The 15,148-nt window shown below is 41.0% G+C and carries 15 protein-coding genes; 5 read left to right on the forward strand and 10 right to left on the reverse strand.

What is annotated here, in order from left to right; translation table 11 throughout:
- Positions 1-9: 9 nt before the first annotated feature.
- The 4 genes from ACT29I_RS17970 to ACT29I_RS17985 all read left to right on the forward strand — a co-directional run bounded on the left by ACT29I_RS17970 (position 10) and on the right by ACT29I_RS17985 (position 4,041).
- On the forward strand, positions 10-942 hold the full coding sequence (locus tag ACT29I_RS17970; RefSeq protein WP_430934395.1) for a Ppx/GppA phosphatase family protein: 933 nt from the start codon (positions 10-12) through the stop codon (positions 940-942).
- An 8-nt stretch (positions 943-950) separates the two neighbouring features.
- Complete coding sequence (locus ACT29I_RS17975; protein ID WP_430934394.1) at positions 951-2,114, forward strand: sigma-54-dependent transcriptional regulator; 1,164 nt, start codon at positions 951-953, stop codon at positions 2,112-2,114.
- Positions 2,115-2,260: 146 nt separating this feature from the next.
- On the forward strand, positions 2,261-2,581 hold the full coding sequence (locus tag ACT29I_RS17980; RefSeq protein WP_444794054.1) for a hypothetical protein: 321 nt from the start codon (positions 2,261-2,263) through the stop codon (positions 2,579-2,581).
- Positions 2,582-2,595: 14 nt separating this feature from the next.
- Positions 2,596-4,041, forward strand: a complete 1,446-nt coding sequence (locus tag ACT29I_RS17985) for a lyase family protein (RefSeq protein WP_430934392.1) — start codon at positions 2,596-2,598, stop codon at positions 4,039-4,041.
- 162 nt (positions 4,042-4,203) lie between these two features.
- Here the strand turns inward: ACT29I_RS17985 and hydF are convergent, their stop codons facing one another.
- Positions 4,204-5,421, reverse strand: a complete 1,218-nt coding sequence (gene hydF / locus ACT29I_RS17990) for a [FeFe] hydrogenase H-cluster maturation GTPase HydF (protein ID WP_430934391.1) — start codon at positions 5,419-5,421, stop codon at positions 4,204-4,206.
- 202 nt (positions 5,422-5,623) lie between these two features.
- On the opposite strand from hydF, the gene ACT29I_RS17995 reads away from it, so the two are divergent.
- Positions 5,624-7,855: a sensor histidine kinase gene (locus ACT29I_RS17995; protein ID WP_444794055.1), complete on the forward strand. Its 2,232-nt coding sequence runs from the start codon at positions 5,624-5,626 to the stop codon at positions 7,853-7,855.
- A 13-nt stretch (positions 7,856-7,868) separates the two neighbouring features.
- On the opposite strand, the gene hisIE is transcribed toward ACT29I_RS17995, so the two are convergent.
- From hisIE to trpB, 9 genes are all read right to left on the reverse strand, one after another.
- Entirely contained in the window at positions 7,869-8,465 is a 597-nt protein-coding gene (gene hisIE, locus ACT29I_RS18000) for a bifunctional phosphoribosyl-AMP cyclohydrolase/phosphoribosyl-ATP diphosphatase HisIE (protein ID WP_444794056.1), read from the reverse strand.
- Between the two features lie 106 nt (positions 8,466-8,571).
- Positions 8,572-9,330, reverse strand: coding sequence for an imidazole glycerol phosphate synthase subunit HisF (gene hisF, locus ACT29I_RS18005; protein WP_430935757.1), 759 nt, complete (start codon positions 9,328-9,330; stop codon positions 8,572-8,574).
- Complete coding sequence (gene hisA / locus ACT29I_RS18010) at positions 9,330-10,055, reverse strand: 1-(5-phosphoribosyl)-5-[(5-phosphoribosylamino)methylideneamino]imidazole-4-carboxamide isomerase (RefSeq protein WP_444794057.1); 726 nt, start codon at positions 10,053-10,055, stop codon at positions 9,330-9,332. The genes hisF and hisA overlap by 1 nt, the downstream gene beginning before the upstream one ends.
- Before the next feature lie 105 nt (positions 10,056-10,160).
- Positions 10,161-10,760, reverse strand: a complete 600-nt coding sequence (gene hisH, locus ACT29I_RS18015; protein ID WP_430935761.1) for an imidazole glycerol phosphate synthase subunit HisH — start codon at positions 10,758-10,760, stop codon at positions 10,161-10,163.
- Positions 10,761-10,816: 56 nt separating this feature from the next.
- Positions 10,817-11,344 carry a TlpA family protein disulfide reductase gene (locus tag ACT29I_RS18020; RefSeq protein ID WP_430935763.1) on the reverse strand — a complete coding sequence of 176 codons (528 nt, stop codon included), beginning with the start codon at positions 11,342-11,344 and terminating at the stop codon, positions 10,817-10,819.
- 7 nt (positions 11,345-11,351) lie between these two features.
- On the reverse strand, positions 11,352-12,218 hold the full coding sequence (purU, locus tag ACT29I_RS18025) for a formyltetrahydrofolate deformylase (RefSeq protein ID WP_430935765.1): 867 nt from the start codon (positions 12,216-12,218) through the stop codon (positions 11,352-11,354).
- 257 nt (positions 12,219-12,475) lie between these two features.
- The gene (gene trpA / locus ACT29I_RS18030) at positions 12,476-13,249 is read right to left on the reverse strand and encodes a tryptophan synthase subunit alpha (protein ID WP_430935767.1); all 774 of its coding nucleotides are present in this window, start codon (positions 13,247-13,249) and stop codon (positions 12,476-12,478) included.
- 67 nt (positions 13,250-13,316) lie between these two features.
- The gene (locus ACT29I_RS18035; RefSeq protein ID WP_444794058.1) at positions 13,317-13,949 is read right to left on the reverse strand and encodes a LysE family translocator; all 633 of its coding nucleotides are present in this window, start codon (positions 13,947-13,949) and stop codon (positions 13,317-13,319) included.
- 4 nt (positions 13,950-13,953) lie between these two features.
- Positions 13,954-15,141: a tryptophan synthase subunit beta gene (trpB, locus tag ACT29I_RS18040; RefSeq protein WP_430935771.1), complete on the reverse strand. Its 1,188-nt coding sequence runs from the start codon at positions 15,139-15,141 to the stop codon at positions 13,954-13,956.
- Positions 15,142-15,148 lie beyond the last annotated feature (7 nt).

The following is a 15,148-nucleotide window of genomic DNA, read 5'->3' on the forward strand; positions in this document are numbered from 1 at the left end:
ATTTTAAATATGCAAATTGCAATCATAGACTTAGGCACCAACACATTTAATCTGTTGATTGCCAACGTAAATAAAGACAACAACTATACCATTCTTCTCGAAACAAAATATCCCGCCAAGATTGGTAAGGGGGGGATCAACAACAAAACCATTACTCCGGAAGCATTTGAGCGTGGATTTACAGCTCTTCAAACGCATTTAGATACGATTAATGAATACCGCGTAGAATCCATTCATTGCTTTGCCACTTCGGCAATCAGGTCAGCCGATAACGGGGAAGAATTTGTATCCGCCGTAAAAGAAAAATTTAATCTGGATATCAAGGTTATTCAGGGTTCCAAGGAAGCCGAATTAATTTATGATGGTGTTAAACAGGTTGTACCCATTGGAAAAGAAAAGGTGCTGATTATGGATATTGGCGGGGGAAGTACCGAGTTTATCATCGCCAATAGAGATGGGATTGTTTGGAAACATAGTTTTGATCTGGGAGCTGCCAGAATGCTGGATCAGGTGCAACCTTCTGAGCCAATAAAAGAATCGGAAGTAAAACACGTTAAAGAAATTATTGCCGAGAATCTGGGCCTATTATTTGATGAACTGAAGAAACATGAAATTTGTAAACTAATAGGTTCTTCCGGCTCGTTTGATACCATTGCCGCGATGATTGCGGCGGTTGAACACCCATATTTAGATATGAGCAAACTGACCAGCTACCAAATCAACAAAGAACATTTTGAACACCTTCATGCTAAATACCTCAATAGCAACATCCAAGAGCGCCTGAAAATGAAGCGAATGGATCCACACCGGGTTGAGATGATTGTGTTGGCTACTATTTTTATTAAGTTTATGGTCGAACATTTAAGATTAAACGAACTTTATCAATGCAACTATGCATTGAAGGAAGGAGCTATTTATCAGATATTAAATCATAAATTGTAGAATACGGTATGGCAAAAATATTGGTAATCGACGATCAAAGGAGTATCCGCAATACGCTAAAAGATATTTTGGAATACGAAAAACATGAGGTTGCACTGGCCGAACATGGCGAGGAAGGCATTGAACTTTTTGAAAAAGATAAGTTCGATATTGTCCTGTGCGATATCAAGATGCCCAATATGGATGGCATGGAGGTATTGGATGTAATCATGAGCAAAAACCGCGACATCCCCATAGTGATGATTTCCGGGCACGGAAATATCGATACTGCTGTGGAGGCCATCAAAAAAGGAGCTTATGATTTTATTGAAAAACCTCTTGACCTGAACCGGTTGTTGGTCACCATCCGCAATGCCCAGGAGCGGAAAGATCTGGTGGTTGAAACCAAAGTACTTAAACGCAAGGTGAGCAAAACCTACGATATGATTGGTGAATCGGAGCCTATCACCAGGGTAAAGGACATGATTGACAAAGTAGCCCCCACCGATGCGCGGGTTCTGATTACCGGAAGTAATGGTACGGGAAAAGAATTGGTGGCTCGATGGCTTCACGAAAAAAGCAATCGTGCCGGTCAACCTTTTATCGAGGTAAACTGCGCAGCTATTCCATCGGAACTTATCGAAAGTGAACTGTTTGGTCATGAAAAAGGCGCTTTTACTTCTGCCCACAAACAACGTAAAGGCAAATTTGAACAGGCCAATGGAGGCACTATCTTTTTGGATGAGATCGGCGATATGAGCCTGAACGCCCAAGCCAAAGTCCTTAGGGCACTGCAGGAAAACGTGATTAGCCGCGTAGGTAGCGACAAGGATATAAAGGTGGATGTTAGAGTGTTAGCGGCCACCAACAAAAACCTAAAAGAGGAGATCAAAGAAAATAACTTCCGTGAAGATTTGTACCATCGGCTAAGCGTAATCATTATCCACGTTCCGGCACTTAACGATCGAAAAGAAGATATTCCCTTGCTATCAGCTCACTTTAATACTATTATTTGTGCCGAGTTGGGCATAGCCGAAAAGCAGATAGAGGATTCGGCGATTGAAGAACTTAAAAAATTAAGTTGGACAGGCAATATCCGAGAGTTCCGAAATGTGATTGAAAGGTTAATTATCCTGAGTAACGAAAATATTACGGCAGATGATGTGAAGATGTATGCGGTACATCAGGGATAAATAAATTAAAAATGTTGGTTGATTGATTATCCCTCGATCCAGCCTTAGCTGGTTCGCCCTTGGGTGCCTTATTCGTAATTTTCATGTATAAAACAGGTTAAAAAGATAATTTCCTTAAATTTACAAAGAGGTAAAATTATTAGCTCATGAAACGCGAAACACAACAAATGAGTATGTTAATTCGCGAGTATGTTGCCGAAATTGATCATAATGCCGAAAACATACTTTACGGCTCCAAAGCCAGGATCGATCAAAGACATTATTCGGATTGGGATGTTGTAATCTTAACCTATTACACTGCAGATTTAGAAACAGAATGTAAGTTCAGAGATAAGCTTTATGAGTTGGAACTGGCAACAGGAGATTACGAAGATCTTTATCAATTGAACCAGGAGACTGTTGAACCGCTGTTTAAACCATGCCACGAAATGATTGCTATTATTGATAATCTCATTAGAAAACCTTAGCTCCTTAAAAACCTATGCGCACAGAAATAGATTTTATCGGTTCTTGTGAAATACCAGCGGATGCTCTTTACGGAATAAATTCCGTGCGGGCAAGGCAAAATTTTCCGGATTCAACAACTTTCCATATAGAGTGGTATAGAGCAGTAGGAACCGTAAAGCAAGCTTGTTACGAGACATACCTAAAGTTTAAAAAGGCCGCCCGGCACAAATATCCCCAAAAAGACCTGAATTATATTTCCGATGAAGTCATTAATGCTTTAATTGATTCCGCCATCGAAGTCAGTAAAGGAAACTGTTTTGAACATTTTATAGTCCCTGCCATGCAGGGTGGTGCAGGCACCAGTATTAACCTGAACGTAAACGAGATTATTGCCAACCGCTCCTTACAAAAAATGGGTAGGGAATTGGGGGATTACAAAACGGTTGACCCCATTGAGCATGCCAATATTTATCAATCTACAAACGACGTTATACCTACTGCTTTAAAGGTTGCTGCAATAACCCTTTTTAAAGAGTTGGATGAATTAATCAACCAAGTGCTGCTGGCTCTGGAAAAAGCCGAGGGGCAAACCCGCAACTCACTTCGACAGGCTTATACCCAAATGCAGGCCGCAGTCCCCTCTTCATACGATAAGCTGTTTAGCGGTTACAACAATGCCCTGTCGCGCGATTGGTGGCGGGTAAGCAAGTGTTTCGAGCGAATTAAGGAGGTAAACCTGGGCGGCGGTGCCATTGGGACCGGAATATCAATCCCGGGATTTTTTATTATGGAGGTGGTAAACCAACTTCAACGACTGACCGGACTGCCCATAACGCGTTCCGAAAACTTATCAGACAACACAGCTAATCTGGATAGTTTTGTAGAAGTGCACGCTACCCTTAAAGCGCATGCCGTAAATTTGGAAAAGATGGTTTCCGACCTGAGGCTTTTGGGATCAGATCTGTTTAAAAACAGGGAGTTATTCTTGCCTAAAAAACAAATAGGCAGTTCTATCATGCCCGGAAAGGTAAATCCCGTTATTCCGGAATATGTTATTTCATCGGCGCATAAAATATATGCCAACGACCAATTGATAAGTAGCCTGAGCGCCCAGGGATGCCTGGATTTAAACGCCTACCTTCCAACCGTTGGCCATGCCTTATTGGAAAGCATTAAACTACTGATCTCCTGTAACAAGACCATTAAAGACAATTTACTTGACGGTTTGCAGTTTAAAAAAGTCCCCGACGAAGAGTCTATTCTTCTGAATCCATCGGTCACCACCGCTTTGTCACCTTACATAGGCTATCATAAAGCAGCCAAACTGGCCGACCTGATGAACCAAGAAAAATGTAACATATTAGAAGCTAACAAAAGGCTTCAGTTAGTGGACCCGGAAACACTCCAGCAGTTACTAAAACCGGAACAACTTTTAAAACTAGGCTACCGGTTGAATGATGTGATGAACCATAAAACTTAGCCGAATGTTATGTTTTTAACCACTCTTTCAGCATGAATCTGCATGAGATCCAGTCCGGCATATTTATCGCATTCAACCACTTGGCACTGCCGCCTGGAAGTTGATTATATCGGATTCAGGTATAACCTTTACGATGAAATCAATATTCTTGAAGCATCGCTTTTACAAATAATCCTCAGCATTCTCTTCAATTCGCACAAATGGCGCGACCGCCCTATTGTAAATCCCTAATACATAAGCAATGGCCATTCCATAATTGGTCACAGGAATGCCCGCATCCAAAGCCGGTTTCAATCTGTTTATTAATTGCTTTCGCGAGATCATGCAGCCACCACATTGAATAACCATGGCATAACTTTCTATTGGTTTGGGCAAATTGTCAAAGCCCGAAACCACATCGTATTCATGATGCTTTCCGGTGAAATTGGAAATCCATCGCGGTATTTTACTTCGCCCAATATCGTTGCACGAAACATGGTGTGTACATGACTCCAACAACAATACCCGGTCGCCATCTTCAAGCTTTGATAGCTGGGGTGTCCCATGCAGGTAGCTCCCAAAATCCCCCTTAAAACGTGCCAGCATTATACTAAAGCTGGTTAAAGGAATATCTTTAGGGACGGATGCGTCTGCCTTTAAAAACACCTGACTGTCGGTAATGACCAAAGCAGGTTTTATCTTTGTCTTCATCAAAAAAGCATCTACTTCGCGCTCCTTTAGCACTATGCACACCGCATCATTATCTATCACATCGCGAATGGCCTGCACTTGTGGCAGTATTAAACGTCCCTCGGGTGCTTCAATATCTATGGGGGTAATCAACAGAACGATATCCCCATGCTTAACAACATCGCCCAGTAAACTGGGGTTGGTGTAAGCAGATTCCGGAATACTTGTTTTAATAGATTTGATTAAATCAGTGATGTCTTCGTCTTTATTAAAAATTAAAAAATCGGCGCATTGTAAGGCTTTTACCTTAGCTACAATAGAATCTATTGGGGTTGTCAGGTCACTTTTACTGTACACAATGATAAACGGAACATCGTGATCTTTAAACTTTTGAATTATCTGAAGCTCCTTTTCATCAATTACATTATCGCTTATCAGAAGAATTGCCAAATCGATCAGTTTAATACACTTATCTGTTTTCTCAATTCGTTTTTGGCCAAGGTCGCCTTGGTCATCAAATCCGGCCGTATCGATCAGGACAACCGGACCGAAACCTGTAATTTCAAAAGATTTTTTAACAGGATCGGTAGTCGTACCTGCCACTTCCGAAACTATGGCTATTTCTTGCCCTGCAAGCTTATTGATCAACGTACTTTTACCATAATTTCTTCTGCCAAAAATTCCGATATGGGGTTGTCTGTCCTTAGCCATTTTTATTTACAAAGTAAGTAATTTCCCATTATTATACGACCTGCAAGAAAAGAATCCTCGCCCAACCCCGTAATGATAGTTTTTAGCCAGCCTCTTTTGCCGGTTCACCCTTATACCCCCCAGGTTCATCATTTAATATTGCACAAAAAGAATAAAATTCCGTTATTGTATATTATTACATTCGCACTGCACAAACGGGATTATGATTCAATTTGAGGAACTGCAATTAGCTTTAAATGAACTTGAGACAATCGTTGTTGTTACCGACATAAAGGGGAACATGCGGTATGTCAACGATGCTTTCGTAAGCAAGTATGGCTATTCGCGCGAAGAAGTGATTGGCATCAATCCCAGAATACTGAAAACCGATTACCACGACGAGCATTTTTACAAAGAAATGTGGCGGACGATAATGAGTGGCGAAACGTGGGAGGGCGTATTCCTAAATAAGTCTAAGTCGGGAAGATTAATATGGGAGGATGCCAAAATATCCCCTATTAAAAATGATGGCAAGTTAGATGGATTTATAGCGATTAAAGATGATATCACTTACAAAAAAGAACTGGAGGAGCAATTTCACAAGGAAAAGTTTTTGTTAGATGAATTATTTGACAATGCGCCAGTTGGAGTAATACTGTTTAGACCTATTTTCACCGATGATGTGATTACCGATTTAATTGTTTTAAAAGCCAACCCCATAGCCGGAGGGGTCTTTAATCGATTAGGCTTGGTTGGATTATCCTTAAAGCAATTTCTCCCTGATTTCCCAGATATCGCTGCCCGCACAGCTGAAATGCTGATAGAAAAACAGGACTTCGAACTTTATTTCAACAGCATCAACAAACATTTAAACATGCGCACTTTTCCTCTGGAAAACGAAAGATTCTGCATGTACGTTCACGATGTCACTCAATATAAAAACAACATTTCGGCCCTCCAGAAAAGCGAGCAACGTTATTCAACATTAGTGGAGGATTCTCCAGCGCTCATTAGACGGTTTAACACCGAGGGAATGATCAGATATGTGAATAGCTATTATGCCAAATATTTCAATCAAACACCTGAACAATTTATTGGGGTTAATATTTTCAATTTACTTGAAAAAGACGAAAGAGGATCGTACAAACGACAATTAGAAAAACTGTCGCCCAGGAATCCTTTCATAGAATACGAGCAGGAAGTTCAACTTCCGGATGGGTCTAAAAGATGGCAAAAGTGGGTTGATCGGGCACTGATAGACTCAGATGGAAACATCGTTGAGTATCAAAGTGTGGGCATGGATTTTTCGCAACTTAAGATGGCCGAAAAATCATTGGAGGAACAGAAGAACAGGCTCAATGCGATTTTCGAGAACTCCATAATGGGAATTGGCGTAATCGATAACAAAGGAAATATAAAAATGGCCAATTCCCGCCTTAAAGATATGTTTGATTTCGATAAGGATGACGATATCGCCGGCGTAAACTATTTCGACTTTGTTTTAAAAGAAGAAGTACAGGATGCCGTAGTGAAATTTAATCAGGTATTCGAGAACAACACTTTTACGAATTTTAATGTAAAAAGAAGATTCATCACTAAAACCGGCAAGACGTTTTGGGCCGATTTATTTGCGTCCTCCATATCTACAGTCAACGGTAACCATACCGAGGCGGTTGGCCTGATTATCGACATTACGCAAAAGCACCTCATGGAGGAGGAACTCAAGGCCAGCGAAAAGAAGTTGAAACAGCTAAATGACACAAAAGACAAGCTCTTTTCGGTTATCGCCCACGACATCCGAAATCCTTTCAATGCCATCCTTGGTTTTTCAACGTTGCTGAACAAAAAAATTGATGAATTTGGGCCTCATGAAATCAGGGAGTTTACCAAGAGGATTATGGAAGCCAGTGAACAGACCTATAAATTACTGGAAGACCTGCTTACCTGGGCAAAATCACAACTGGGTCAACTGAAAGTTAAAAAAATTGTTTTTGACCCTAATATTATTATCAACGACTGTTTTGAGTCTTTACTTTCCCTTGCAAGTGGCAAGAACATCCAGCTCCGGAATAAAACCATTGGCGTTACCAGCATTGAAACAGATATAGATATGTTTAAGTTTGTGATTAGAAACCTGGTTCACAACGCCATTAAATTCTCTCATCCAAACTCCATTGTGGAATGTGGTACACTAACTAATGAGAACCCGGGTACCATCACTTTTTACGTAAAAGATAATGGGGTTGGCATTAATCCTGAAAAACTTAAGGTTCTGTTCAACCTGGACGCCTTTCTTTCTACGGCAGGTACCTCATCCGAGAAAGGTACCGGATTGGGACTTTCTTTATCCAAAGAGATGGTGGAATTAAATGGCGGGACAATATCCGTTACAAGCGCTGTAAATGTCGGATCCGAATTTAGAATAACGTTGCCCATAAAATTAAAAGCACCTTAAAGGTGCTTTTTTATTATTGATGTCTTTTCTTTAATTCCCTGGCCAAATCTTCAATCCTGTACCCTTTGTGCGCTAACAGCACAATCAGATGATAAAGCAAATCCGCTCCTTCGTATAGGAAATTTTCGTCGTCGTTGGCCATGGCTCCAATTACGGTTTCTATGGCTTCTTCCCCTACTTTCTGCGTAATTTTTCTGGTTCCTTTTTTGAATAGGGATGTTGTATACGAACCTTCCGGCATTTCGGCCTTGCGCTTGTCAATAAAATCTTGCAGGTGTGTTAAAAATGCGATATCCGTATCGTTCTTCTCATTAAAGCAGGTGTCGGATCCGGTATGGCAGGTAGGCCCGGCAGGGTTGGCTTTTATCAGTAATGTGTCGTTATCACAATCAATCATGATGGATACCACATTTAAAAAATTCCCGGATTCTTCTCCTTTCGTCCACAGCCTGTTTTTAGTCCGGCTATAAAAAGTCACCTTACCTTCCGCCTGGGTTTTATCAAATGCCTCCTGGTTCATAAAACCAAGCATTAACACCTTGCTGGTACTGGCATCCTGAATGATAGCAGGCACCAAACCATTTCCTAATTTATCGAAATCTATTTTCATTTTGTTTTAAGTATCAAGATAAAAGTATCAAGTATCAAGACAATCGAACACAAAGACGCTGGGTTATTGTTTTCTTTAAAAATCTCAATATTGATACGCTGTTTTTTTACAATCTTACGTTTATTCCCTCCCGGTACAAATAACCTTTCAAATCGGGGATGGCAATTTCTTTATAATGGAAAATACTGGCTGCCAGACCTGCATCGGCTTTGCCTGCCGTAAACACATCTTTAAAATGTTCCATACTGCCGGCACCTCCACTGGCAATAATCGGAATGGATAACTCACTCGACATTTTAGCTAAAGCCTCGTTGGCAAAGCCCTTTTTTACCCCGTCGTGATCCATGGAGGTAAACAATATTTCGCCTGCTCCCCTTTCTTCCGCTTCCCTGGCCCAAGGGAACAGTCTTTTTTCTGTAGGAATACGTCCTCCATTAACCGTTACAATCCATTCATCACCATCAAAATGCTTGGCATCGATGGCCACCACCACAAATTGGCTACCGAAATTCTGTGCCATATCGTTGATAAGCTGCGGATTTTTAACTGCTGATGAATTGATACTAATCTTGTCGGCTCCCGCATTTAATAAGGCTTCTGCATCTTTAAGTTCGCTGATTCCACCACCTACAGTGAAGGGAATGTTGATATGCTGTGCAATTCGCCTCACCAGATCCACAAAGGTTTTTCGCCCCTCATGACTGGCAGTGATATCTAAAAAAACCAGTTCATCTGCACCTTGTTGGGCGTATAGTGCCCCCAATTCAACGGGATCGCCTACCTCTTTAATACCCACAAATTTAATTCCCTTAACGGTCATGCCGTTTTTGATGTCTAAACAAGGTATGATTCTTTTTGCCAGCATTATGCGTATTTTTCTAATTGTTTCAATCCTATCTTTCCTTCGTAAATCGCCTTTCCCGTTATAACCGCAGATACTTTAGCTTCAACCAAGCGGTCAATATCTTCCAGACTGCTCAGTCCCCCACTTGCTACCAAATATAATTCGGGAAACTCATCCAGCATCTTTTTATATAGTTCAGTGGCCGGTCCCTGTAACATACCATCCTTGCTAATATCAGTACATATTACTTTTGAGATTCCTTTTGATATATAATCCTGCACAAATGGTATTAATTCAAGGTCCGATGTTTCTGTCCAACCCGAAACGGCAATCATTTCATTCTTTACGTCGGCTCCAAGTATTATTTTTTCGGAACCGTATTTTTCGATCCATCCTGTAAATACTTCTTTGTTTTTTACCGCAATACTTCCCCCGGTAATCATCCGGGCGCCGCTCTCAAAGGCAATCCGCAAGTCTTCATTGGTCTTTAACCCACCACCAAAGTCTATGATTAAACTAGTTTTGCTGGCAATTTTTTCCAACACCTTATAATTGATAATTTTACTGGCCTTGGCTCCATCCAAATCCACCAGATGAAGTCGTTTTATTCCATGGTCCTGGAACATTTGCGCCACTTCCAGAGGATTCTCGTTATATATTTTTTTTTGCTCGTAATCGCCCTGGCTTAGCCTTACACACTTGCCATCGATAATATCTATTGCCGGAATTATATCTATCAAAGCCATGTTTTACAAGTTATATATTAATAATATTATACGTACAATGCCGGGTTAAATTTAATTGGTGCGCAAAGCAATACTCGAATACGACCCTTTAAATTACAATCGGCATTACAGTTTTATAAAGTTTTCCAATATCCGGGAACCCACATCCCCACTTTTCTCGGGATGAAACTGGGTTGCATAATAATTGTCCTTGTGCAGCGCCGAGCTATAGGGCAAGATATAGTTGGTTGTTGCTGCGGTATGCTCCCCCAAAGCCACATAGAAACTATGAACAAAATATACATACTGCCCTTCCAGGGATTCGTCGAACAACCGGCTATTGACATTCGTAATAGCATTCCAACCCATATGCGGCACTTTGATTAAATCAGGATTGGGTTTGGGCAGTTCAAACTTTTTTACCCTCTCATCGAAAATGCCCAAACAATCCACATTGCCTTCCTCGGAATGGCTGCACATCAACTGCATCCCCAGACAGATACCTAACACAGGTTGTTTCAGACTTACAATCAACTCATCCAATTGGTGTTCTTTTAAATATTTCATGGTCGAACTGGCTTCGCCAACGCCTGGAAAGATCACCTTATCGGCCTTTTTTATCTCTTCGGGATCAGCCGTAACGGTATGTTCAACACCTAATCGTTCCAAAGCAAAACTCACGGAACGGATATTACCTGCATTGTATTTTATGATCGCTATTTTCATTCATTTAAAAGTATCGAGATGTGAGTATCAATTTAAGATTTAGCAAAGACCTCCAACTACTGATTTAAAAGCTCTTCAATTTTGACTTTCATCGCATCAAACTCCTCCTTATTAAAAAGCCTCGTCATATAAGCTATTTTACCATCTCTGTCGAGGATAACATTTCGGGTAACACCTGCTTTTTTCAGTGCATACAAACAAAAAATACCTGCACCCGGATCCAGAGCCAAGGGATAGGTAATTCCTGTAGCTTCTGACAATATATTCAGTTTCTCTATGGGTTCGTCTCTATCAATCCCTACCAATATAAAGTCATTATCCTTGTGAACCTGCCATATTTCGTTCTCTATAAACGGCATTTCTTTACGACACACACCACACCAGCTTGCAGTAAATTGCAGCATCACCACCTTGCCTTTATAGTCTGATAACCGAAAGGTATTACCGTTATCCAAAATAGCGGTAAAATCCGGAGCTTGATCACCAACCTTTACGATATAACCTCTATCGTCTTCTTTTTTTGTGGCGCACGACACAAGTGTGAACATGCTCAGCAATAGTACGAATGAAATCTTATTAACCATTATCCAACTAATTAAAAATGATGGTTCTGTTTTTATACACCAAAGTTTTACGTTCGATATGTGCTTTTACCGCCCGCGACAACACAATCTTTTCTACGTCCTTACCCTTTTGAATCAGGGTTTTAATGGAATCATGATGCGAAATTCGATTGATATCCTGTTCAATAATCGGCCCTGCATCCAAATCGGAGGTAACATAATGACTGGTTGCACCAATAATCTTAACCCCGCGTTTATGCGCCGCATGATAAGGCTTTGCTCCTGCAAACGCAGGCAAAAACGAATGATGGATATTGATGACCTTCTCTGGAAAATGATTAATAAAATCTTGCGAAAGTACTTGCATGTATCGGGCCAGCACCACAAAATCGACTTTGTATTTCTTTAATATTTCAAGCTCTTTTTTCTCCTGTTCAGCCTTGGTTTCTGCAGTAATCGGTATATGTACGAAATCGATTCCAAATTGCTTGGCTACAGGCTCCAGTGTTGCATGGTTTCCAATGATGACCGGCACCTCCACTTTAAATTCACCGCTTTGATAACGCGCTAGAAGATCGTACAAACAGTGCGAAGCTTTTGACACAAAAATGGCCATTCGAGGTATCTCATCCGTAAAATTTAAGGTCCACTTCATTTGATACGGATCGCCCAGAAATTTTTGAAACATCGGCCTAATCTCCTCACGAGGCATATTAAAATCCGTTAAGTCCCAGGATACACGCATTGAAAACAGGTTTTCCTCGTGGTCGACATGCTGATCCACACTAATAATATTTCCGTGATGAAGATTGATAAAATCTGTCACCCGAGCCACAATTCCGCTTTGGTCGGGACAGTGTATTTTAACAATTGCAGTATTTGCGTTATTTTCCATTCTGTTAGAAATTTCTCAAAAAATTTCGAAAATCATACTCGTTCCTATACCCCGTTAAGACGGTATTACCAGTATAATTATTTCTTAAGCCCGCTAAAATAGCTATTTATTGTAAGATGAAAAACAATTAGCTGATATTTGACATACCTATAAAACTTCAATTTCCGTTTTCACAACAGAATTTGCTGCGTCATTCCATTTAATTTTCAACCGCGAATTTCGCCATTTAAGCTAAATTGTTTATCATGCGCCGAATCCTAACAGCCTTTAATGCTTTTTATAAATGACCTGATATTCGCATGCATATCACCAGGCTCACCCAGAAGCTTAACAAATGCACTTCCAATGATGGCGCCATCGGCATATTTACAGGTTTCTTTGTAAGAAGCGTGGTCACTTATTCCAAAACCGATTAAGGCGGGGTTGTCCAAATTCAGTTTGTTCACCCTGTCAAAATAAGCCAGCTGAGCTTCGCTCAACCCTTTTTTGGCCCCTGTTACCGAAGCAGAAGAAACCATATAAATAAAGCCATTGGTCTTTTCATCTATCAACTTGATTCTTTCATCAGGCGTTTGTGGCGTGATTAAAAAAATATTGCTAACACCGTATTTATCGAATGTTTCTTTGTATTCATCCAAGTATATTTGAAATGGTAAGTCAGGAAGAATTACTCCATCTACCCCTACTTCGCTGCATTTTTCAGCAAAGTTTTCGATACCATACTTGTGCACGGTATTGATATATCCCATTAAAATCAGCGGCATTTTCACCTTTGAACGAACATTGGCAAGTTGCTCAAACAACACCTTCAGGCTCATTCCGTTCTTTAGTGCTGTTTCGCCACTATGTTGAATGGTTGGCCCATCGGCCAATGGGTCTGAAAAGGGTATGCCGATCTCAACCAGATCTGCCCCGGCTTGTTCAAGCGATTCCAGAATAGGCACGGTATCGCTCAGGTTTGGGTAACCTGCCGTGTAATAGATGGATAGTATATCTTTTTTATCTTGAAATAATTGTTTTATGCGATTCATAACGAACATTGTTTACCATACGAACACAGAGACTCTGCGTTCGCTTTTAAAATTTATAACGTATTATTTACTTTTTTGCCAATACCAACCCTAAGCCCAGCAATGACAGAACACCGACTTTGCTATACTTTGTGATTTTCCAGAATTTACGGCTATTCAAATAACCTGACAATCTTCCTGACAGAACTGAAATTAAGCCAAATATCACCAAGGCCTGAACCATAAACACAGCTCCCAGCACTATCATTTGCCAGGCCACCGGAATCCCTTGCTGCGATACAAACTGAGGCAACAAAGCCATAAAGAATAAAGCAACTTTGGGATTCAGCACATTCATCAACAGGCCTGTGCGTACTAACTTTAAGAAGCTCTTCTCGGCTTCATTCTTTATTGCCGGCTCTATTTCAATCCGTTTCCTTTTCTCTTTGAAAGCCTGATAAGCGAGATAGAACAAATATGCCGCACCCAAATATTTAACAATGGAAAATGCCATTGCCGATCTTTGAATAATAATGGAAACACCGGTTGCAGCAGCGATGGTATGAATCATGATTCCACAACACAGCCCAATAGAAATAGCGATTCCATTGCGTTGCCCTTTGGTAAGGCTTTCCGTAAGCACAAAAATATTATCCGGCCCGGGCATAAGGGTCAGCAATATAGCCGCTCCCAAAAATGATAATATAGCCCCTGATTCCACGATTCTACAATTTAAAGTGTTCCATATAGGTACTCATATCCTTATCTCCTCTTCCTGATAATGTGATCACTACCGATTCATCTTTTTTTAGATCTAGTTTATTTAATGCCACAAAAGCATGGGCCGATTCCAAGGCCGGGATAATTCCTTCCAAACGGGTTACTTCCAATGCAAAATCCAACGCTTCCTGGTCGGTGGCATCCAGAAAAATAGCTCTATTGGTATCCTTTAGGTGGGCATGTTGTGGCCCTATCCCCGGATAATCCAGTCCCGCCGAAATCGAATATGGTTCTGTAATCTGGCCGTCATTATCCTGCATTAAAAACGTTTTGCTACCGTGAATGATACCCACATCACCTAATGCTATTGTCGCGGCAGTTTCTCCGGATTCTATTCCCAATCCTGAGGCCTCAACCGCTACCAGTTTTACCTGTTTGTCGTCCAAAAAATGATAAAAAGTACCTGAGGCATTGCTTCCGCCTCCCACACAGGCCACCACATAATCGGGATATTCGCTTCCTGTTTTTTCCTTAAACTGCTCCTTTATTTCCTTGCTTATGATGCTCTGAAAACGGGCCACCATATCAGGATAAGGATGCGGTCCGACAACTGATCCAATGATATAAAAAGTATCTTCCGGGTTACAGATCCAATCACGTAAGGCTTCGTTTGTTGCATCTTTCAGGGTCTGGTTTCCCGATTCTGCCGCAATTACTTCAGCCCCCAGCATTTTCATGCGGGCCACATTGGGTGCTTGACGTTGAATATCCAAAGCGCCCATATACACCACACACTTCAAACCCATTAACGCACATGCCGTTGCCGTAGCCACTCCATGCTGACCGGCGCCCGTTTCGGCAATAATACGCTCCTTACCCATTTCTTTTGCCAATAATATCTGGCCCAAGGTATTGTTGATTTTGTGCGCACCGGTATGATTCAGGTCTTCGCGCTTTAAATAAATATGCGTCCCATATTTTTCCGAAAGCCTTTTGGCATAATACAGCGGGGAAGGACGACCCACATAGTCCTTTAACAATTGAACATACTCCTTCTGGAATTTTTCGGTATTGATAATATCCAGATAAACTTTTTTCAGGTTGTCAATATTGGGTTGTAACATTTCAGGAACCCATGCACCTCCAAAACGGCCGTAGTTCCCTTTTTCATCTGCATTATATTTTGAACTCATTGTGTAT

It is taken from the genome of Saccharicrinis sp. GN24d3 (assembly GCF_052400645.1).
GTDB lineage: Bacteria > Bacteroidota > Bacteroidia > Bacteroidales > Marinilabiliaceae > Saccharicrinis.